Origin of the sequence: Winogradskyella sp. UBA3174 (genome assembly GCF_002364335.1) — a bacterium.
GTDB lineage: Bacteria > Bacteroidota > Bacteroidia > Flavobacteriales > Flavobacteriaceae > Winogradskyella.
Window position 1 is genome coordinate 84,909 of sequence record NZ_DEXW01000060.1, and the last position, 20,691, is coordinate 105,599.

General features: G+C 32.0%; 19 protein-coding genes. 9 read left to right on the forward strand and 10 right to left on the reverse strand.

The window, feature by feature from the left end; genetic code table 11:
* Window positions 1–49: 49 nt before the first annotated feature.
* Genes B2U95_RS11130 through B2U95_RS11140 form a run of 3 tightly spaced genes read left to right on the forward strand, consistent with a single transcriptional unit; the run spans window position 50 to window position 2,238 of the window.
* Window positions 50–1,372, forward strand: coding sequence for a hypothetical protein (locus B2U95_RS11130; RefSeq protein WP_296316374.1), 1,323 nt, complete (start codon window positions 50–52; stop codon window positions 1,370–1,372).
* On the forward strand, window positions 1,329–1,712 hold the full coding sequence (locus B2U95_RS11135; protein ID WP_296316377.1) for a hypothetical protein: 384 nt from the start codon (window positions 1,329–1,331) through the stop codon (window positions 1,710–1,712). Before B2U95_RS11130 ends, B2U95_RS11135 begins: the two co-directional genes overlap by 44 nt.
* Window positions 1,672–2,238: a hypothetical protein gene (locus B2U95_RS11140; RefSeq protein ID WP_296316381.1), complete on the forward strand. Its 567-nt coding sequence runs from the start codon at window positions 1,672–1,674 to the stop codon at window positions 2,236–2,238. The genes B2U95_RS11135 and B2U95_RS11140 overlap by 41 nt, the downstream gene beginning before the upstream one ends.
* Before the next feature lie 57 nt (window positions 2,239–2,295).
* Here the strand turns inward: B2U95_RS11140 and B2U95_RS11145 are convergent, their stop codons facing one another.
* Both B2U95_RS11145 and B2U95_RS11150 read right to left on the reverse strand, forming a co-directional pair.
* Window positions 2,296–3,834 (reverse strand): ribonuclease E/G, encoded by a 1,539-nt coding sequence (locus B2U95_RS11145; RefSeq protein ID WP_296316384.1) that lies wholly within the window; start codon window positions 3,832–3,834, stop codon window positions 2,296–2,298.
* A 305-nt stretch (window positions 3,835–4,139) separates the two neighbouring features.
* Window positions 4,140–4,430: an HU family DNA-binding protein gene (locus B2U95_RS11150; RefSeq protein ID WP_110474016.1), complete on the reverse strand. Its 291-nt coding sequence runs from the start codon at window positions 4,428–4,430 to the stop codon at window positions 4,140–4,142.
* Between the two features lie 135 nt (window positions 4,431–4,565).
* Here B2U95_RS11150 and mutY point away from each other — a divergent pair, with 135 nt between their 5' ends.
* From mutY to gldD, 4 genes are all read left to right on the forward strand, one after another.
* Window positions 4,566–5,615: an A/G-specific adenine glycosylase gene (mutY, locus tag B2U95_RS11155; protein ID WP_296316390.1), complete on the forward strand. Its 1,050-nt coding sequence runs from the start codon at window positions 4,566–4,568 to the stop codon at window positions 5,613–5,615.
* 73 nt (window positions 5,616–5,688) lie between these two features.
* Window positions 5,689–6,135 (forward strand): single-stranded DNA-binding protein, encoded by a 447-nt coding sequence (locus B2U95_RS11160; protein ID WP_296316393.1) that lies wholly within the window; start codon window positions 5,689–5,691, stop codon window positions 6,133–6,135.
* Window positions 6,136–6,156: 21 nt separating this feature from the next.
* Entirely contained in the window at window positions 6,157–7,479 is a 1,323-nt protein-coding gene (locus tag B2U95_RS11165) for a gliding motility-associated protein GldE (protein ID WP_296316401.1), read from the forward strand.
* Complete coding sequence (gldD, locus tag B2U95_RS11170; protein ID WP_296316404.1) at window positions 7,476–8,042, forward strand: gliding motility lipoprotein GldD; 567 nt, start codon at window positions 7,476–7,478, stop codon at window positions 8,040–8,042. The genes B2U95_RS11165 and gldD overlap by 4 nt, the downstream gene beginning before the upstream one ends.
* A 70-nt stretch (window positions 8,043–8,112) precedes the next feature.
* Here the strand turns inward: gldD and B2U95_RS11175 are convergent, their stop codons facing one another.
* From B2U95_RS11175 to B2U95_RS11210, 8 genes are all read right to left on the reverse strand, one after another.
* Window positions 8,113–10,731 carry a TonB-dependent receptor gene (locus tag B2U95_RS11175; RefSeq protein WP_296316407.1) on the reverse strand — a complete coding sequence of 873 codons (2,619 nt, stop codon included), beginning with the start codon at window positions 10,729–10,731 and terminating at the stop codon, window positions 8,113–8,115.
* Window positions 10,732–10,894: 163 nt separating this feature from the next.
* Complete coding sequence (gene pgi, locus B2U95_RS11180; protein WP_296316410.1) at window positions 10,895–12,541, reverse strand: glucose-6-phosphate isomerase; 1,647 nt, start codon at window positions 12,539–12,541, stop codon at window positions 10,895–10,897.
* Between the two features lie 7 nt (window positions 12,542–12,548).
* Window positions 12,549–13,856, reverse strand: coding sequence for a M23 family metallopeptidase (locus B2U95_RS11185; RefSeq protein ID WP_296316412.1), 1,308 nt, complete (start codon window positions 13,854–13,856; stop codon window positions 12,549–12,551).
* 13 nt (window positions 13,857–13,869) lie between these two features.
* A complete protein-coding gene (locus tag B2U95_RS11190; RefSeq protein WP_296316414.1) occupies window positions 13,870–14,802 on the reverse strand; it encodes a tryptophan 2,3-dioxygenase family protein in 933 nt (310 codons plus the stop codon).
* A gap of 3 nt (window positions 14,803–14,805) precedes the next feature.
* The gene (locus B2U95_RS11195; RefSeq protein ID WP_296316417.1) at window positions 14,806–15,600 is read right to left on the reverse strand and encodes a DUF3108 domain-containing protein; all 795 of its coding nucleotides are present in this window, start codon (window positions 15,598–15,600) and stop codon (window positions 14,806–14,808) included.
* A gap of 151 nt (window positions 15,601–15,751) precedes the next feature.
* Window positions 15,752–16,912 carry a 4-hydroxyphenylpyruvate dioxygenase gene (gene hppD / locus B2U95_RS11200; RefSeq protein ID WP_296316419.1) on the reverse strand — a complete coding sequence of 387 codons (1,161 nt, stop codon included), beginning with the start codon at window positions 16,910–16,912 and terminating at the stop codon, window positions 15,752–15,754.
* Between the two features lie 60 nt (window positions 16,913–16,972).
* Window positions 16,973–17,431 carry a hypothetical protein gene (locus B2U95_RS11205; protein WP_296316420.1) on the reverse strand — a complete coding sequence of 153 codons (459 nt, stop codon included), beginning with the start codon at window positions 17,429–17,431 and terminating at the stop codon, window positions 16,973–16,975.
* A gap of 39 nt (window positions 17,432–17,470) precedes the next feature.
* Window positions 17,471–18,631 carry a homogentisate 1,2-dioxygenase gene (locus B2U95_RS11210; protein ID WP_296316423.1) on the reverse strand — a complete coding sequence of 387 codons (1,161 nt, stop codon included), beginning with the start codon at window positions 18,629–18,631 and terminating at the stop codon, window positions 17,471–17,473.
* Between the two features lie 842 nt (window positions 18,632–19,473).
* Between B2U95_RS11210 and B2U95_RS11215 the strand changes: the two genes are divergently transcribed.
* Both B2U95_RS11215 and B2U95_RS11220 read left to right on the forward strand, forming a co-directional pair.
* Window positions 19,474–20,190: a GLPGLI family protein gene (locus B2U95_RS11215; protein WP_296316428.1), complete on the forward strand. Its 717-nt coding sequence runs from the start codon at window positions 19,474–19,476 to the stop codon at window positions 20,188–20,190.
* Window positions 20,191–20,194: 4 nt separating this feature from the next.
* Window positions 20,195–20,452, forward strand: a complete 258-nt coding sequence (locus tag B2U95_RS11220) for a hypothetical protein (RefSeq protein ID WP_296316430.1) — start codon at window positions 20,195–20,197, stop codon at window positions 20,450–20,452.
* Window positions 20,453–20,691: the final 239 nt, after the last annotated feature.

Sequence of the window (20,691 nt, forward strand, 5' to 3'; positions counted from 1 at the left end):
TGTTTAGGATTGTTAACCACTTATTTTGCTTGCACCAAAGACGATAGTTTTGTTAAAGAAGAACAAACAAACAAACACCTCTGAGCAACAAATCGCACCAACCATTAAAACAGTGTCTTACGATAATGTTAGTGATGTTTTTAATAGATTAAAAAGCCAATATAAATTAGATGGGTTGTTACTATCTAAGGCAGAAAATAACCTACTTGGTAAATCTACTATTGATACTTTGGGTGTTACTATTTACACAGATGAGATTAAAGAAGTAACTTTAGGTAATTATACATCTTACACTATGCGCATGGCTTTTCCGTCTACCGATAGTACTAAATTTTATAACATTACTGTTGAAGATAAAAATGGTGAGTCTGGTATGTTTGTTACCAAATATACGCCAACACAAGATTGGTTAGATGATAAAAGCAAAGCCTATAAAGGTGATATACAAACCAAAAGGGTTGTTGAGGAGATAACACAAGAATTTGCGCATGATGGTGGCGGAGGTATTGGAGGAGCAGGTTCAAATTCATATAGTGAACCAACGTCAACATCTAATGGGAGTATATATTATCCTCAAGATTGTACTGGATACGTCTATGTTAGTATTGTTGAAGTCGCTATTCGATGTCAGTGTGCTTCACCTGGTCATTTACCAAACCAATGTGTAGGTGAGTGCGACAATGAAGGTTATTACGATTATATTCCAATGTATTATTGTGTTGAGTCAAATGAGAGTATTGACAATCCAGATGGGTCGTCAGGATCTAATAATAACAATAATAATCCTGGCGGTAATGGTAATATTCCCAATGACACTAGTAGTCCAAATGATGATGACCCTTCCGTTTCTACTTTTATACCACCAGGCGGTGAGTGCGACTTACCACCATCACTTTTAGAATATGATATAGATGGAATTTGTGGACTAAGCCCTTATGAAATCTGTTTGATGAATGATTATAATGATGAGATTTGTGATTGTATTGCTATTGGAAATAATCATTATGATTGCCTTTTTGAATATGAAATTGAACAGTTATATAGTGACATGGATAAGTTATGTCAAAGTAATACAATAGGCGCTTTTTTTAATATAAATTCTGAAATTACTAATAAAATAACAAATGCTTTCTTTGGTAATGATAATTACAACTTAAGACTTTTTGATGTAGATTTTCCTAACACATTAGATGGCATAGCTCTGACTGTACCTCTTACAGATATGATACTAGGTGAAAATACAATTATAGATATAAGATTTGACAACTTTTATTTAGAAAATACCACCAACTTATCTATGGCTTTAACAACTGCTCACGAACTTATTCATGTTAACTTTATTTACCTTTATTTACCTTTATATAAAAGGTGAGTTATTAACAACCTATCCTAGCTATACTGAAATGAATGTTGCTTTTGAGAATTTTGAAAACAATTCTACTGAACTAACAATGGAAATTTTACAAAGTGAAATGCACGATGTTTATAATGATTTCATAGAAGATATGACTAATTCAATTTATTTATTTGCACAGGCTAATAATATTAGTGGGGCAACAGAACAATACTGCAGAAAATTTGTTATTGGTCACCATCAAAATACTAAATCATTTCAAGATTTAACTCCAGAACAACAAACAGAATATTCAACAATAGCAGAAAATGAACAAAATGGAAATACAGACGCTAAAGGCAGTAAGTGTGAAGAATAGTACATTTATAATTTTACTTTTAATGGTAGTCTTAACATATTCTTGTAAAGATATAATTAGTAATAATAGAGAAGGAGATTTATTAAAGGTTATTGTCAATGATATAAAAACTAAATCGAGTGATAAAATATTCTATTTAGATAAAAATAATTCTAACGAACTTGTTCTTGATAGATTTGATAAATATATAAAGTTTAACGATATTCAATCAGATTCTATAGTTAATATAGTTTTTTCAAAAAATGAATATGAGAATTACAAAAAACAAACTTCAACTTACAGTAATTGGAATACTGAAATTGAATATATAAATGATAACAGTATAGAATGGAGAAATGATACAATCAATAAATTTATACATATATCAAAACCTATATATTCTATAAACAAAAAATATGCTTTAGTATATTTTCTATATGAAGGTGAAAAAGAAATTTACTTTATGCCAAAAATTAATGTCTATTATAAACGAAAATATTCTTGGGAAAAAGTGTTTATATTACCTTCTAGGCAATTTAAAAAATAACCTGTTTAAAAACAAAAAGCCCCTTTCAAAAATGAAAGGGGCTTTTTTTAATAGATATTATTTGATTTTGTTACCATCTTTATCGAAAAAATGGTATTCAAGATATGTGTAAGCATCTCTAGGTAAAACTTTTACCCATTTTTTGTGTTCAAAAAACCATTTTGAACGTGGTGATGGAAACCCTTTGGTTAAAAAGGCTGCTATAAAAGGATGTGTATTTAATGTTATCTTTTTATAGTCTTTTTTGAAGATTCGGTCTATTTCTTGATTAATGCGTTCCACCACTTTAATTGGTGCTTCGATTTCATCTCCAAGAACATTAGGATTATCTTCTTTTGTTTTTATATTGCGTTCTGGCCTAACGCGTTGTCTGGTTATTTGCACTAAACCAAACTTACTCGGCGGCAATATTTTGTGTTTTGCTTTGTCGTCTTTCATCTCATCTCTAAGATAATTGTAAAGCTTTTTTCTATTTTCAGCGCGTCCCATATCTATGAAATCAATAACAATAATGCCTCCCATATCACGTAAACGCAATTGTCTGGCAATTTCTTGAGCTGATATCATATTAACTTCTAAAGCCGTATCTTCTTGGTTTTTCTCTTTATTAGAGCGATTACCACTATTTACATCTACAACATGAAGTGCTTCGGTATGTTCTATAACCAAATAAGCTCCTCGTGCCATAGACACTGTACGACCAAATGATGTTTTAATTTGGCGTTCTATGCCAAATTTTTCGAAAATAGGACCATTTTTATAGTGCTTTACTATAGACTCCTTGTTTGGTGCAATTTGTTGCACATAATCTTTTACTTGTATGTACATTTCTTCATCATCCACTACAATACCAGAGAATGAATCATTAAAAATATCCCTTAAAATAGAGGATGCTTTATTCATTTCTCCCAATACTTTAGTTGGGTGGTGTGCTTTGTACAATTTTTTACACATTGCTGTCCATCGACCCAGCAAATTCTGTAAATCACTATCTAGCTCGGCAACTTTCTTGCCTTCTGCTACAGTACGAATAATAACACCAAATCCTTTAGGTGTGATACTTTTAACTAGTCTTTTTAAACGGTCTTTTTCTTCTTGCGATTCAATTTTTTGAGAAATTGAAATACGATTAGAAAAAGGTACCAAAACTATGTATCTACCAGCAATAGACAATTCTGAACTGATGCGTGGTCCTTTTGTCGAAATAGGCTCTTTTACTACTTGTACTAAAATAGATTGATTAGATTTTATCGCATTTGCAATTTTGCCATGCTTATCTAAATCTTTTTCTAAAGGAAAGTCTTTGAGATTGTAATCTCTTAATTTCCCTGTGCTTACACGCTTAATGAATTTTATAAGTGAAGGTAATTGAGGACCAAGATCATGATAGTGTAAAAAACCATCTTTCTCATACCCTACGTTAACAAACGCAGCGTTTAGTCCTGGCATAACTTTACGTATTTTGGCAATAAATATATCACCAACCGCAAAGTCATTATCATCTTCATCTTTGTGTAATTCAATAAGTTTTCCATCTTTTAATAAGGCAAAATCAACAATATCTGAACTCGATCTTACGATTAATTCTTTGTTCATGATGTTAATTTATATCTAGCTCTTCATTGAGTTAGATGGATTTTACTAAATTATTTGACACAGGATGTAGTATCCAACAAATCTAGGAGTACTCTATTAAATACACCTGACTCTATATCAAAGAACGTTGTTATAAAACTGAAAAAAGTAGCTTTAAAAACTACTTTTAACAATTTATTTTTTCTTGTGACGATTAGCGCGTCTACGTTTCTTACGCTTGTGCGTCGCTACCTTGTGTCTTTTTCTTTTCTTACCACTTGGCATAATAAATAATTCTTTTTAATTAATATTTTGTTTAAATGCTTTTAGTTTACTTCAACATTAGTTTTTACTCCTTCTAAAAATACTTTAGCTGGTTTAAAAGCTGGTATGTTGTGTGCTGGTATTTTTATTGTAGTATTTTTTGAAATATTACGACCAGTTTTTTCTGCTCTTGTTTTAATAATGAAACTTCCAAAACCTCTTAAATATACGTTATCTCCGCTCTCTAAAGATGTTTTTACTTCTTCCATAAAGGTTTCAACTGTAGCTTGTACATCACCTTTTTCAATACCTAATTTATCTGATATTTTTGCTACCAAATCAGCTTTTGTCATTGTTATTAGTTTTAGGGGTTACTATTAATTCTAAGGGATGCAAATATAGGTAATTTAATTTCAATATTTCTAGCGTAATTAATTAAAATTTAAGATGATAAAGATTTAATTTTGTCTAAACTTTTAAAAAAGTTAATGGATTTCTCAAAAGAACTAATCACTTGGTATTCAGATAATAAACGAGACCTGCCTTGGAGGCGAACCAAGAATCCATATTATATATGGCTTTCTGAAATTATTTTACAGCAAACTCAAGTTAAACAAGGTTTACCGTATTACGAGGCTTTTATCACTACCTATCCCAAAATCCAAGATTTAGCTGATGCTAATGAAGAATCTGTTTTAAAACTATGGCAAGGCTTAGGTTATTACTCTAGAGCTCGTAACCTACATGGTACTGCAAAGCATGTTATGTCTGAGCTTAATGGTGTTTTTCCTAATAACTATAAGGATTTAATTAAGTTAAAAGGTGTTGGAGATTATACAGCTAGTGCTATTGCTTCTATTGCTTTTGGTGAAGTTGCAGCTGTTGTAGATGGTAATGTTTACCGTGTATTATCCCGTTACTTTGGTATTGACACACCTATAAATTCTACTAAAGGCATAAAGGAGTTTAAAGAATTGGCTACTTCTTTAATTGATACTAAAGCGCCTGCAACTTTCAATCAAGCGATAATGGAATTTGGAGCTACGCAATGTAAACCTAAGAATCCCTACTGCATTGTATGCCCACTTAATAAGAGTTGCAAATCACTTCAAAACAACTTAGTTACCCAACTGCCTGTAAAATTGAAGAAAACAAAGGTTACTACTAAGTATTTCAACTTTCTAGTTTGTGTAGATAGCCATAAAAATATACTTTTTGAAAAGCGGACTAGTAAAGGTATTTGGCAAAATTTATATCAATTCCCTTTGGTTGAATCTTCTAAAAGTTTAGCTATAGACGAGTTTCATCTTTTAGATTTAGATGCTACTATTTTAAAAGACAATAAATTTGAGTATTCACTTTATAAAGAAACGGATAAAGTTCATAAACTATCGCATCAGCACCTGCATACTAAATTCTGGATCATACAGATTGATAAGTTACCCAAAGAAGCTATTCAAATAGAAAATATTAAAAACTATCCTACACCAGTGTTAATGAGTGATTTTATTAACGAATTTAATTTTGGAAATTTATAGGAATCACATTTTTTTATTACTTTTAAAGTAGTGATTATAAAACTGTAACTTTACAGATTAAAATAAGATTATTATGTCAGGAACATTAAATAAAGTAATGCTAATTGGGCACTTGGGAGATGAAGTTAAAATGCATTATTTTGATGATAAGAACTGTGTTGGTAGATTCCCTTTAGCAACCAACGAAACTTACACAAGTAAACAAACTAACGAGAAAGTTTCTAATACAGAATGGCATAATATTGTTGTTAGAAATAAAGCTGCTGAAATATGTGAAAAATACCTCACAAAAGGTGATAAAGTATATATAGAAGGCCGTATTAAAACTAGAAAATGGACTGATGATAAAGGTATGGAGCGCTATTCTACAGAAATTCAATGTACAGATTTTACGTTCTTAACCAATAAAAATGATCAACAACCAGCACCACAATCACAAACACCAAATACTACTTCTCAACCACAGCAGGCTATACAGAATAATGCAGAGCCAGATGGGAATGATGATTTACCATTCTAAATAATTAAATCTAACATAATATTGGACCCAGAACCCACGGTTTTAGCTTTAAATTTATTAGTAGTCAACACGTCTTTCATAACAAGTATTGTACTCCTTATTATACTACTTGTCTGTTCCGGCTTAATTTCTGGTGCTGAAGTCGCATTATTCTCTTTAACTAAATCTGATATTGACGAAGGAATAGAAAATAAATCTATAGCGCTTCAAATCATAGCTAAGCTTTTAGCACGACCTAAAAAATTATTAGCTACCATATTAATTGCAAATAATTTTATAAATATTGCAGTTGTGTTGTTATTTGCTTTCATAGGTGAAACTATTTTTGATGGTGTTTCTAATGCTCTACTCCGATTTCTATTAGAGGTCGTATCTGCAACTTTCTTAATATTACTCTTTGGAGAAATTATACCCAAAATTTACGCTAGTAGAAATAGCGTAAAGTTTTCGTCTTTAATGTCAAGACCTTTAAAGGTTTTAGACTTTTTACTTTCTCCCTTAAGCTTACCAATGCGTTTTGTTACCATTAAAATTCATAGTACTTTCGGTAAGCAACGTTCTAATCTTAGTGTAGATCAGCTATCTCAAGCCTTGAAACTCACCAATAATGAAGACACTACTCAAGAAGAACAAAAACTACTACAAGGTATCGTTTCATTTGGAAATACAGACACCAAACAAGTTATGCGACCTAGAATGGATTTGTTTGCGATAAATATTGATACGCCTTTTGAAAAAATTATAGCAGAAATTATACATAACGGTTATTCTAGAATACCTGTATACGAAGACAATATAGATGCTATTAAAGGGGTCTTATACGTTAAAGATTTATTACCACACCTAAATAAAAAGACGTTTAACTGGACAACGCTTTTGCGCGAACCTTTCTTTGTACCAGAAAATAAGAAATTAGATGATTTAATGGTAGAATTTCAGACTAGGAAAGTGCATTTAGCTGTTGTTGTTGATGAATATGGTGGTACATCTGGATTAGTCTCTTTAGAAGACATCATCGAAGAAATTGTTGGAGATATTAGTGACGAATATGATGATGATGATTTAGTATATACTAAAATTGATGATTGTAATTATAGTTTTGAAGGAAAAACACCTTTAAAAGATATTTATAAAATTGTTGGCATAGATGAAGATGTTGAAGATTTTGAAACTAGAAAAGGTGAGGCTGAAACACTTGCAGGCTTTGTTTTAGAGATTTCAGGAGGTTTTCCTCGAATAGGAAGTAAAATACATTTCAAAAATTACGTTTTTACTGTAGAGGCTTTGGAACGCAAACGCCTTAAACAAATTAGATTGACACTTTTAGGCAAAACAAAAGAATGAAAAAAGTAATACTACCTATATTTTGTGCGATAATGCTAAGTTGTAATGACGAGACATTACCCAAACCAAAAGCATATTTGCGCTTAGAGTATCCTACGGCTACGTACAATAAAACAAACACTCCGCTTCCTTTCTCTTTTGAAAAGAACGACTTATCAAAACAGATATCATCTATTAAATTATCTGGCACTAGTAAAGGTATAGATATAAATTATCCCTCATTAAAAGCAACTATATATCTCACTTATAAAGAAGTTAAAAATGGTAATTTAGATAGTCTTTTACGTGATTCTCAGAACTTAACGCAAAAGCATAATGTAAAGGCAGATGAAATAGCTAGCAACTTCTTTGAAAACCCAAAAGAAAAGGTATTTGGTATGTTTTATGAAGTTGGAGGGAACGCAGCCTCACAATCTCAGTTCTACGTTACAGACAGCATCAATCACTTTCTTAGTGGTTCTTTGTACTTTTATGTGAAACCAAATTATGATTCTATCTATCCTGCTTCAGAGTATCTTAAAAAGGATATTAAAAAGATTATGGAAACTGTAAGTTGGCAATAAAAACGGATTTATTAAACATAAAAAGAGCAGCCAATTGGCTGCTCTTTTTATATATAAAATCTAAGTTAGATTAGAAGTTGTAACGTAAACTTGCGTTAAACGTTCTTCCAAGACCTAAGTATGTACCAAATGCATTTGTTTGGCTAATATAAGCTGAGTTAAATACGTTATAAACGTTAGCTCTAAACGTTAATGGATTATCACCTAAAGTAAATTTATAAGTTAAACCTGCATCAGCTAAAGTGTAAGCTGACAATCTTTTAGATTCAAAATTTTGCCCAGCAAAAGCAGCATCAATAGCTTCTTCAACATCTACAAACTCATAAAGGTCTGTATATAGGTTGTAATCCATATCTATACTTAAACCTTCACAAATATCAGCTCTAAAACCAACACCAAATGATGTTTGTGGAGCATTACCAACTTTAACATCTGTTAAGTTTAATGTTCCGTTCTCTACTATAAATTCACCTGTATCATCATTCTGAAGATTAAATGGAGTCTCATTATCGTACTTCCAATTTCCAATAGAACCATATCCTTTTAAACTCCAGGCTCTAGAGTCTGGGCGGTACTCAACGTCAAATTCTACACCAGTGTGTATTTGTGTTACATCATTAAATCTATAGATACCAAATTCATCTAATGGAAGGTTAGTTCCAAAACTTAAGAATCTATTTCCCCATTGTGTATGGTACACATCTACATTTACTTTAAGATTATTGTTTTTGAAACGGTAACCGGCTTCAAGACCAGTAACTTCTTCGTTTTCAACCTCTGGTTCTACCAATGCGTTTGAATAACGAATGTTAGCAAAAACATTATCTAAGAATGGCTGACGAGAAAAGAAACCTGCATTTGCAAAGATAGTATGGTTATCATTTAATTCATATCCAACACCACCTTTTGCTTGATATCCTATTTTATTTAATTTATCAGATTTACCTAAACCATCACCAACACCTGATAAACGTCCTTCTCTCTGATAAGATTGTGTAGATACAGCCCCTTGAACAAATAATGAAAGACCATCCTTAGCGTATTCTGCTTGACCAAAACCACCTAAATAGTTAATGTTTTCAGAGTAATCTCTGTCATATCTTTGACCTTCATCAGCATAATCAAATAATGCAGACCATGGATTAGCTTCAAAAGTTTCGCTGATTACGTAATCATCAGGACGATCTGTCCTAAAGTTATCTTCATAACCATTAAGACCAAATGTTTCGTTTAATTGTCTAAAGTGATCACCTCTGTATAAACGCATATCGAAACCTACATTAAAATCCCAATTTTCATTAGCTTCATAACTTAAGCTAGAAAGTATACCGTACCAGTTATGATTATTTACAGAAGATCTTCTTAAATAAGAATCACCAAAATTACCATTTCCATTAGCATCTGCAGAAGCGATATTATTAATTTCTATAGCATCGAAATTAATTTCTTGAGCGTCTAAAGCGAATTCGTCTCCTGTGATATCTTCATTTCTTACACGACCTCTACCTAAGTTACCTGTTCCACCTCCACGTCCCCATGATGCGTATAGTACTGTAGATAAATCTAATTTGTCACTAATCTCAAAATCCCAGTTTAAATTCATTACTGGTTTGTGATAATAGTTACGTCTTTCTGTAAAACGCTCACCTTCATAAAAACCAGTGTTAGCATTAGCTTTCTCACCGTACGTTTCATAAAACTCAACGTCTTGTGAAAAGTTTTGATCGTGCCATTGTGGCGCACCAGTTAATAAGAAGTTAAATGAATTTTTTTCGTTTGGCTTATAACCTACAGCAAACATATAGTTTTGTCCTTGTCCTGCTGTACCTATAGCATACTTTCTGTGTGCTTGCCAGTGATCAACTAATACTGAAAAAGCCCAACCTTTATCACTCAAACCTGAATCATAACTAATCGTACTTTTTGCATAACTATCGTTACCTGCTAAAAATCTTACGAAACCTCCCTTTTGTTTTTCTGTAGTTTTAGATACAATATTTACTGTACCACCTACAGAAGAAATAGCAAGTTTAGAAGACCCTAAACCTCTTTGTATTTGAACTGCATTTGCAACGTCTGACATACCTGACCAGTTAGACCAGTACATTCTTCCGTCTTCCATACCATTAATTGGCTGTCCGTTTAATAAATAAGCTGTGTTAGTTTGGTCAAAACCTCTTAAGAAAATTTGACTATCACCAAAACCACCTGCTTGGTTAGAAACATACACAGAAGGCGTATTCTTCATTGCTTCACCAAACTCAACGTTACCAGAAGCCTTAAGCTGAATATCTCTACCACTAATTGTAGATACTGCAACTGGAGTCTTTCTGCTTGAAGCTAAATCAATAATACCAGAACCTACAATTACGATTTCTTCTAGTGAATTGTCTAAATCTAAAACAACAGTACCTAAATCAGTAGTACCATTAAACTTTAATTCTTTCGTAGAAAAACCTACATAAGAAATAACTATAACACCTGAGTTAGACGTTGAAGTAATTGAGAAATTACCATCCATGTCAGTTGTTACGCCATTAGTTGTTCCCTTTACTAAAATACTAGCACCAGGAAGTGACGCTCTTAACTCTGCATCTATTACTTTACCTGTAACAGTTGTTTGAGAAAATGCAACTGTAGTGAATAACATCAATACAGCTACAAATAAAAATTGGTTAAATTTTTTCATATAAAATATTAATTAATTGATTTTATTAATTAGCGCAAAATTACACATAACTAAGGTTCTAACATTATGTAAATGTTAAGAATTTTAACATATCAAAGTTAATTATATATTCTATAAGTTTTATTTATGCGTTCTTAAATTTTCAGAAACTTTTTAACAATTATTAACAATTATTCTTATAAAACGAAAGTAAATTGTTAGTGGAGGAGTCATGATTTGTAGATTTTTCACTTTCATTTAGCTCTTTTAAGATAGATTTAGCTAATTGTTTCCCTAATTCTACCCCAAATTGATCATAACTATAGATGTTCCAAATAATACCTTGAACAAATATTTTATGTTCATACATGGCTATAAGTTTTCCTAAACTTTCTGGGGATAACTTTTTTATTAAAAATGAAGTTGTAGGCTTATTTCCTTCAAAAACCTTGAAAGGAGATAATGTTTCTATTTCAGATTGAGAGATTGTTTGTTCCTTTAATTCAGATAAAACTTCTTCTTTAGTTTTACCATTCATTAAAGCTTCTGTTTGCGCAAAATAGTTGGACATTAACTTATCGTGATGGTCTTTATTACCATACAAAGGCTTAGTAAAACCGATAAAATCTGCTGGTATTAATTTTGTGCCTTGGTGTATTAATTGAAAGAAGGCATGTTGTGAATTTGTACCTGGCTCTCCCCAAATTATAGTTCCGGTTTGGTAGTTTACGGGCTTGCCAGATCTATCTACACTTTTACCATTACTCTCCATAATACCTTGCTGAAGATAGGTTGCAAACTGATTTAAATATTGTGTGTAAGGTATTATTGCTTCACTTTCCGATTCAAAGAAATTATTATACCAAACAGTTAATAATGCCGAGATAACAGGAATATTTTCTTCAAAGTCTGCTGTTCTAAAATGCTCATCCATTTTATGAGCTCCTTCTAGCAGTTTATTAAAATTATCATAGCCCAAAGCTAAACTTACTGATAAACCAACTGCGCTCCATAAAGAGAAGCGACCACCAACCCAATCTTTCATTGGGAAAATATTTTCTTCATCTATACCAAAGCCTTTTACACTATCTATATTAGTTGAGACTGCTACAAAGTGTTTAGAAACTGCTTGTTTTGGCTGAGATTTTAAAAACCAAGCTCTTATAGAATTAGCATTAGAGAGCGTTTCTTGTGTTGTAAAGGTTTTAGAAACTATAACGAATAGCGTTGTTTCGGGATTTAAATTTTTTATAATTTCGTTATAATGATCACCATCTACATTACTAACAAAGTGTGTATTTAAATGATTTTTATAATACTGAAGTGAATCTACAACCATTGCTGGTCCTAAATCTGATCCTCCGATACCAATATTTACAATATCTGTAATTGTCTTACCCGAAAATCCTTTGTGATTTCCACTAACAATAGACTCCGTAAAGCTTTTAATTTTTTCTTTTACCTCATGTATATCAGGGATTACATCCACTCCTTCTACAAAAACCTTACTGCTTTTTGGTGCTCTTAAAGCAGTATGTGCAACCGCTCTACCTTCCGTTTCATTAATAATTTCACCTTCAAAATACTTAGATATAGCATCTTTTAAATCAACTTCATTAGCTAATTCAGTAAGTAAACTTATGGTTTCTTTTGTAATTCTGTTTTTAGAAAAATCTACATAAAAGTCATCCCATTTAACGGTAAGATCCTTTGCTCTTTCTGAATCTGAGCTAAACATATCTTTGAGGTGCTTAGATTTTAATGTTTCGAAATGAGATTGTATTTTACTCCAAGATTTTGTAGTTGTAGGGTTGGTTACTTTTAAAGCCATATTTTAGTTATGAGATTGGTCCTTCGGTTATTGTATTTTCTGGAACTAATGGTTCTACTTCTAAAAAGAAAATATTATCTAAACGCTGTCTAACCGGTTTTATATGGTCTAAATATTTAATTTTAAGACTGTCTGAAATTGGTTTTGCTTCAGGTAATTTTTCTCTAAATGGATCTACTTGCTTTCCATTTTTCCAAAAGCGGTAACAGACATGATTTCCTGCAGAACTTCCTGTATTACCTACATACCCAATAACGTCTCCTTGCTTTACAAATTCACCAACCTTAGCTTTTCGTCTAGACATATGTAAGTATTGAGTTTCATAAGTCGCATTGTGTCTGATTTTTACAAATTTACCATTACCTCTACCATAACCAGATTTTGTAACTGTACCATTTGCAGTAGCCATTATTGGTGTACCATTTGCAGCAGCAAAGTCAGTACCTTTATGTGCTTTAACTCGATAACCATAATGTGCAATTCTACGTTTAAGATTATATCTTGAAGAAATTCTACTAAACTGAACAGGTGCTTTTAAAAATGCACGTCTTAAATTTTTTGCATCTTCATTAAAATAATCTATAATACCTTTAATAGAATCTGTTTCAAATTGAAACGCATAAAGTGAATCTCTATTATGCTCAAAATAGGCAGCTTTTACGTTGTGAACTCCTGCATAAATTGTATCGTCTATATACTTATCTGTGTAAATTACTTTAAAACGGTCTCCTTTTTGTAGTCGTCTAAAATCAATAGTCCAAGCATAGATTTCATCTGCCATTTTATTGGCTAATTTCTGACTTAGACCTTTGTCTTCCAATGTTTCAGAAATACTACTTTCTATAACACCAGTTGCTGTTTTTTCAACATACGTTATCGGTTTTCTACTTGTATATGCCTTGATGGAGTCCTTAAAATTAATTACGACATATTCTTCTTGATTTGGCTGATAAATAAATGTGTCTGGTTTTTGGATGCTATCATTAAGACTCTCTTTAGAGAAAAGTAAGGTATAGGGCTTACCTAATTGAAGATTTGTTATATCAAATGAATCTTTTGCTTTTTCTACAATTTGAAAAATCTTTGAATAACCAATATTATTCCGTTCTAGAATTTCGCCAAAGCTATCCCCTTTTTGGATCGTGTCTCTTTTAACAATATGCTTTTTTAAATCGAAGCCAAATTCTATAATCTTGTCTTCTTCAACTATTTCGGCTAGTTCTTTTTCGTATTCTTTTTCTGCTGAATTATCCTCTTTACAAGTATAAATACTGATTGCAATTATCGCTATTGCTACTAATCGTTTTAACTGCATTAATTTTAGCTAATTAAATATTATTTCCCCAATTTTTTAATTCTTCTTCTGTCCATAAATCTGGAAAGAAAATACGCTTTTGATATTTTGGATGCATGTACTTTTTCCAATCACTTCCACCTGTTGCTTCTCCGTCACCAGTTCCGCTTTCTATATAATGCTTTGCTGCATTGTAGTGTGCCATTACCCAAGTTACATTAACCGTATAATCGTAATGACGCATGGCTTTTACCAAGCTTTCATCTTTTTGATCTTCTGCAGGTAACTCCTGAAAACGCGTCCAAAGATTTTTGGTATTATATGTTTCCATAAACCTCAAGAACTCATCCTTGTATCTTTTTTCAAAATTAACTAAAAGTGTAGATTTTTTACCAGTTTTATGATCTTTTCCCGCAGCTTGCCAATATAAATGTTCAAAAGCATGCGTAAACGGAGTATTTCTATCAATATCTTTTCTAAATCTATAGTCAATTAAGTTAATTAGCTCTGTTGAAGAAAATTCTATAAATCGGTATTGCGCACTTTGGAAACCACTTGCTGGAGTTAGCGTATACCTAAACTTCATGTATTGTTCTATGTCCATACCTTCTCTCATAATATTGAAAGAAGTCGTAAGCATATCAAAATAACGACTAATACGCATTATTCTACCTTCAAAAAAAGCAACATCTAAGTTTTCTTTTTCTGCTACTTGAGAAATCTCCCAAAGTATCATTTTAAAGATGAGCTCGTTGATTTGATGATAGGCAATAAATACCATCTCGTCTGGAAGCGTTGTGCGCTGTATCTGAAGATTTAGTAACGCATCGGTTTGTATATAATCCCAATATGTAATTGGCTTGCTGTATAGCAAGCCGTATAAATGGTCATCTGTCTTTTGGTCTATTTTTGTATACTTCTCTTGAAGTGCCTCTACAATCTCGTCGTAGTTTGATTGGTCTGACATAAATTAATCTTTGAATATTATTGGAAAGGAATGTTTAAGTCCTTTAAACTCAATTAGATCCGCCCTTAAAGATCCAACAGCAAGGCTTGCCTTTATCCTTAAAGGAATCTTGTTTTTATCTGCACTAACCCATAAGGTTAAACTTTCTTCTTCTTTAAATACACGACCAGCCATTACATAAGGTCTAAACTTTAAAGTTTTAACTTCTACATCAGATCCGTTAATATCTACTTTAATTACCTCTCTGCCTAAATACTTAAGTTTAAAACCATAGTTTTCTTCATCAAAAAACATATTTGTTTGTATTTCGTCTCCTGGCTTTAAATTTTCAGTATTTATACTATTTCTTAAATGGTAATACATAGAAACCATATCTTGAACATCTTGTTCTGTGGTGATTGTTTTTACTTCTTTACGTTTTTTATTATTGACAACAGCTTTATTTTCTTTTTGATCAAAATTTATCTCGATATCCTTTGTGTGCCCACCTTCATCAATCTTTCTAATAAATTTATAAGGCGCACCAGATTCTTTATCAAAGTAACTTTCATAGCGATCTTTTACTTTGAAAAGAGCTTTTATTAAACCAGTTGTGCGGCCTTTACCTATAACATGATAGACTTCTTTTCCTTCTAAAGTAGATTCATTAACAGACAGTGTTGCATAACCGGCTGTGAGAAAGTTACTATAACTCATCTTAAATTTAAACCACTCACCTTCTTGGAAAGCAGATTCTTTCTCAACATTAGCTGTTTGGAAGCCTACAAAGAATAATAGTACAGTAAATAAATATTTCATAATCTCTTGTTTGTAAATGTAAATAAAGTAACGCGTTTATTGTGTTACTATTATCTTAAATACAATTACTGTTCCAAATGTATTAAAACATTGAAATACAATCCAAAAACCTTGGTTGATTTAATTGATTTCTGGGTTAACAGTCTTATTACTACAACGTTCCTCGTTTAGCTTGCTCGCGTTCAATAGATTCAAATAAGGCTTTAAAGTTCCCTGCACCAAAACCTTGTGCTCCCATACGCTGAATAATTTCAAAGAATAAAGTTGGTCTATCTTCGACAGGTTTTGTAAATATTTGAAGCAAATACCCTTCTTCATCAGCATCTACCATAATAGACAACTTTTGAAGCTCATTAATGTCTTCTTTCATCATATCCATGTGTACTCCTAATCGATTTGGAATATCATCATAATAGGCTTGTGGTGGAGGTGGTAAAAATTCTACACCTCGAGCTTTTAATTGAGCAACTGTTTTTATAACATCATCTGTTGCTACAGCAATATGTTGCACTCCAGAATCTTCGTAAAAATCTAAATACTCTTCAATCTGAGATTTTTTAGCTGCTTTGGCAGGTTCGTTTATTGGGAATTTGATGCGACCATTCCCATTGCTCATTACTTTACTCATTAAAGCTGAATATTCGGTATGAATTTGCTTATCATCAAAAGACAAAAAGTTAACAAAGCCCATAACGTCTTCGTACCATTTCACCCAAGTGTTCATTTGTCCCCAACCGACATTACCAACCATGTGATCTATGTATTTTAAACCAACTGGTTCAGGATTGTAATCACTTTCCCAAGCTTCAAATCCTGGCATAAATACTCCGTTGTAGTTTTTACGTTCTACAAACATGTGTACTGTTTCGCCGTAAGTGTAGATTCCTGCTCTAACAACTTCACCAAATTCGTCTTTTTCGACTACAGGTTCCATATAAGATTTAGCACCTCGTTTTGTAGTTTCTTCGTAAGACTTACGAGCATCTTCTACCCAAAGGGCAATTACCTTTACTCCATCACCATGTTTTACAATATGATCATTAATAGGCGACTTGCTATTTAACGGAGTTGTTAAAACCAATCTAATTTTATCTTGCTTTAGCACATAACTGACAGAATCTCTAGAACCCGTTTCTAATCCTTTATACGCATACGACTGAAAACCAAATGCTGTTTTATAAAAGTGCGCTGATTGTTTTGCATTACCGACGTAAAACTCAACATAATCCGTCCCCAAAAGTGGAAGAAAATCCTTAGCTCCTTCAAATATTTTTTCTAAACCGTAGTTTACATTTTTTACTTCTTTTGCCATAATATTTTAATTTTATAAACTATCGCTTTCTTTAGTTATTTTAATTAATTCCGTCCCATACTATGTTATGGAATCATTTTCTAATTCAATAATGTAATCATCATCTTCCCAAGTAGTCGTTGTGTCAATCTCTTCTTCGTAATAATCGTTATCAGTTTTATTACTGTTAGATTGACCTTCCTGAATTGCTGATGACATTAAACCAAAAAAAGCCAGTATTGCCACACCATAAATTAGGTAATAGGTCAACATTATTAATGATACTATAGCACTTATAGGAACTGCTATAATATTTAAAATTCTACCTGTATTTACATTTTTATAACTCTGCTCTAAATACAGCTCTTGGTTTTCTCTATAAAGCGCTATACTTTTATTAGCCTTAAGTAAACCAACAATACTCATAGCTAATGCAACTAGAGCAAATAGACCACAACAAAATCCTACTAAAGTAATTGACAAGGCTATAATACCTAAAGTCATTGCACCAGAATCTGCTGGTAATCTTTTTTGTTGCATTCGCATCCTAACCTTACCTAAGCGAAGGAATTTTATTAATTAATGTTCTAACCAAGACTTAAAATAATCTTCGTCAGCAATATTCATAGCCTCTTCCGTAACTTTTAAAGGCTTGAATGTATCTACCATTACTGCTAATTCATCCGTTTTCACTTTACCGATACTGCGCTCCATAGCTCCTGGATGTGGACCATGAGGAATACCTGCAGGATGCAACGAAATATGACCAGCATCTACATCGTTTCTGCTCATAAAATCACCATCTACGTAATACAACACCTCATCACTATCTATATTACTGTGATTGTATGGTGCTGGCACACTTAAGGGATGGTAATCGTATAAACGTGGCACAAAACTACAAATCACAAATGCGTCAGTTTCAAAAGTTTGATGCACTGGTGGTGGCTGATGTATACGACCTGTAATTGGTTCAAAATCGTGAATTGAAAATGCATATGGATAATTATAACCATCGTAACCGACAACATCAAAAGGATGTGAGGCATAAACCATATCAAAGATTTCGTCTTGCTTTTTTATTTTAATTAAAAACTCACCAGATTCGTTGTACGTTTCTAATTCTTGTGGTTGGCGCAAGTCGCGCTCACAAAATGGCGAATGCTCTAATAATTGTCCGAAATAATTACGGTAGCGTTTTGGTGTGTAAATTGGTCGTCTAGACTCTACAATAAATAGTCGGTTATCTTCGGTATCAAAATCGAGTTTGTAAATGATACCTCTTGGCACTAAAAGATAATCACCATATTTAAAATCTAAATTTCCGAGATGTGTTCTTAACTTTCCTGTGCCTTTATGTATGAAGATTAATTCATCGGCATCTGTATTCTTATAAAAATAGTCTTCAGTCGATTTTTTTGGTGCTGCTAATATGATATTACAATCACTATTGGTCAGTACAATTTTTCGACTTTCTAAATAGTCGTTCTCTGGCTTTACTTTAAAACCGTGAAAACGATACGATTTCATATTATTTTCCTTGGCTACTTTTGGTGCAACACTGTATTGCTTTTTAATTTCTTTAACCTGCGTTGGTCGTTGCTCGTGGTAACTGTTGGTAGACATACCGTCAAAACCTATAGTGCCAAATAATTGCTCGTAATAAAAGTCACCGTTTGGCTTCTTAAATTGTGTATGACGTTTTGGTGGAATTTCTCCTAGTTTATGATAAAATGGCATTTTTTGAAATGTTTAAAAGTTGATTTATTTACCTATTTAATTGTAAAAAGCTAACTGAGTTTAAAGGTACAAAAAATGCAGAGTTATTCTGGGTTCCTTTTTATAAGGGAATGAAGATAAAGTTTTATGTTTTGCCAAAATGGTTTCATAATATCAAAGTTGATGATTTTTTATTTTAAAACCAAAAGCCAAGATTAAAAACATGTTGTTTTTAAAAAAAACCATGAAACTCCAAACCCAAAAATGTTAAAGTTTATCGTTTGTTAATCAGATAATTACGGGGAAACCGTAATTGAAAAAAATTTGGATAATTCTCACATTTTTTTTGGTTACTTCTGTTTTTTTTTTATAAATTTATTCTGTTGAACGTATAATTTTGGGTCATTTAGAAGTCACTCAGAAAAATGCGGACAGCAAAAATGTTTAAACACCTAGCTTGTGCAAGCTTTTTTATTTTATCCCTTAAGATTAAAATTAACAGCACAAAAAAGACTTCTAAAAAAATGACTTCTATTTCCTAATTTTTAGGGAGAAATCAGTTATTAATCAACCTGTCTTAAAAAATGTGATGGGTTTAAAATCTTAAATTATGAAGAATAAAGTATTTAGCCTTATGGCTGTGGTAATGTTTGCAACTAGTTTAATGAGTGTTGCACCTGATGATGATTGTTTAGATTAGGCTTGGTCACAAGCAGATAAGCTAAATAAACTGTCGGGTAATCAATGGAGTGGTTGGGATTTATGGGATGTTACCAACGCTCTTTATGAAGATTGTATAGGAGAATAAAATTTCTAAATGAAACAGGTCTATTTATAGACCTGTTTATTAAATCAATTAAGTTATGAAAAAGTTAATTTTAATAATTTTTTGTCTAATCATTTCACCAAATCTTTTTTCTCAATCATACACTGTTAACTTTGTTAAAAGTATGAAAGTAAATGTAGTGGAGGACTCCACTAATACTGATGAAGAAATTGAATATTTAAACTTCGTTAAGCAGATTAATAAAAATCTCGAAAATATTAATTATAAGCTTCTTTTAAATGAAAACGAATCTATATTTAAAGTTGAAAAAGCGATGAAAATTGACGAAAACGACAGGCAAATCAAATTAGCAACAAGATTAGGAGGAGGAAGAGGTGAGTATTATACTAATTTTATTTCTAAAAAAATTCTACAAAAAGCTGATGGCTTTGGTCAGTTATTCTTAATTAGTAGTAATCTTAAAGATTTTAAGTGGAAAATTACAAAAGAAAAAAAAATAATTAATGGAAAACAAACATATAAAGCTATTTTAATGAATGAGAATGTTGAAAACAAAACATATGCTTGGTTTTGTCCTGATATTCCTTCAACTACTGGGCCTTTGGGCTATGGAAATTTACCAGGTTTAATTCTTGAATTACACCTTAAAAACGGTTTTGCATTCTATGCGAATAGAATAGTTATATCTTCAGATGTCATTGAAATTACACCTCCTGCTAAAGGAAATAAAGTTACACGTGAAGAGTTCGAAAAAATTGAAGAAGAGGCCATGAATAATATAAAAAAAGGCTAATGCATTGAAGAAATTCAGTAATAAACAAGACTTTTTATTTCACAATGCTATATATTTCGTGTTCTTATTTAACGGTCTATTTGCTCAAAATATAAAAGTCTCAGGCAAAATCAACGACACCCTACATAACCCATTACCATACGCCAAAATTCTAGCCATACCAAAAGCAGATGACCAAGACGTAAAATTCGCCATCACAGAAAAAGATGGCAGCTACAAACTAGGTTTAATTAAAAAACCAAACCTACGAATTTACGGTTAGCTATTTAGGCTACAAACCATAACATCCACATACCAAGACCTCGTCAAAAACTTTGTCCAAAAAGAAAACCCAAATCAATTAGACGAGGTCATTATAAAATACACACCACCAATTAGCGTAAAAAAAGATACCATAACCTACGATGTCATCAAGTTTGTCACTGGCGAAGAACGCAAACTCCGAGATGCTCTAAAAAAATTACCAGGAGTCGAAGTGGATCGCGAAGGCAACGTTATGGT

Bases quoted from the DNA above. Each gene is read 5' to 3' on its own strand.
- B2U95_RS11135 (WP_296316377.1), top strand. From the start codon at position 1,329: ATGTTAACTTTATTTACCTTTATTTACCTTTATATAAAAGGTGAGTTA.
- B2U95_RS11140 (WP_296316381.1), top strand. From the start codon at position 1,672: ATGGAAATACAGACGCTAAAGGCAGTAAGTGTGAAGAATAGTACATTT.
- B2U95_RS11145 (WP_296316384.1), bottom strand. From the start codon at position 3,834: ATGAACAAAGAATTAATCGTAAGATCGAGTTCAGATATTGTTGATTTT.
- B2U95_RS11150 (WP_110474016.1), bottom strand. From the start codon at position 4,430: ATGACAAAAGCTGATTTGGTAGCAAAAATATCAGATAAATTAGGTATT.
- mutY (WP_296316390.1), top strand. From the start codon at position 4,566: ATGGATTTCTCAAAAGAACTAATCACTTGGTATTCAGATAATAAACGA.
- B2U95_RS11160 (WP_296316393.1), top strand. From the start codon at position 5,689: ATGTCAGGAACATTAAATAAAGTAATGCTAATTGGGCACTTGGGAGAT.
- gldD (WP_296316404.1), top strand. From the start codon at position 7,476: ATGAAAAAAGTAATACTACCTATATTTTGTGCGATAATGCTAAGTTGT.
- B2U95_RS11175 (WP_296316407.1), bottom strand. From the start codon at position 10,731: ATGAAAAAATTTAACCAATTTTTATTTGTAGCTGTATTGATGTTATTC.
- pgi (WP_296316410.1), bottom strand. From the start codon at position 12,541: ATGGCTTTAAAAGTAACCAACCCTACAACTACAAAATCTTGGAGTAAA.
- B2U95_RS11185 (WP_296316412.1), bottom strand. From the start codon at position 13,856: ATGCAGTTAAAACGATTAGTAGCAATAGCGATAATTGCAATCAGTATT.
- B2U95_RS11190 (WP_296316414.1), bottom strand. From the start codon at position 14,802: ATGTCAGACCAATCAAACTACGACGAGATTGTAGAGGCACTTCAAGAG.
- B2U95_RS11195 (WP_296316417.1), bottom strand. From the start codon at position 15,600: ATGAAATATTTATTTACTGTACTATTATTCTTTGTAGGCTTCCAAACA.
- hppD (WP_296316419.1), bottom strand. From the start codon at position 16,912: ATGGCAAAAGAAGTAAAAAATGTAAACTACGGTTTAGAAAAAATATTT.
- B2U95_RS11205 (WP_296316420.1), bottom strand. From the start codon at position 17,431: ATGCAACAAAAAAGATTACCAGCAGATTCTGGTGCAATGACTTTAGGT.
- B2U95_RS11210 (WP_296316423.1), bottom strand. From the start codon at position 18,631: ATGCCATTTTATCATAAACTAGGAGAAATTCCACCAAAACGTCATACA.
- B2U95_RS11215 (WP_296316428.1), top strand. From the start codon at position 19,474: ATGAAAAAGTTAATTTTAATAATTTTTTGTCTAATCATTTCACCAAAT.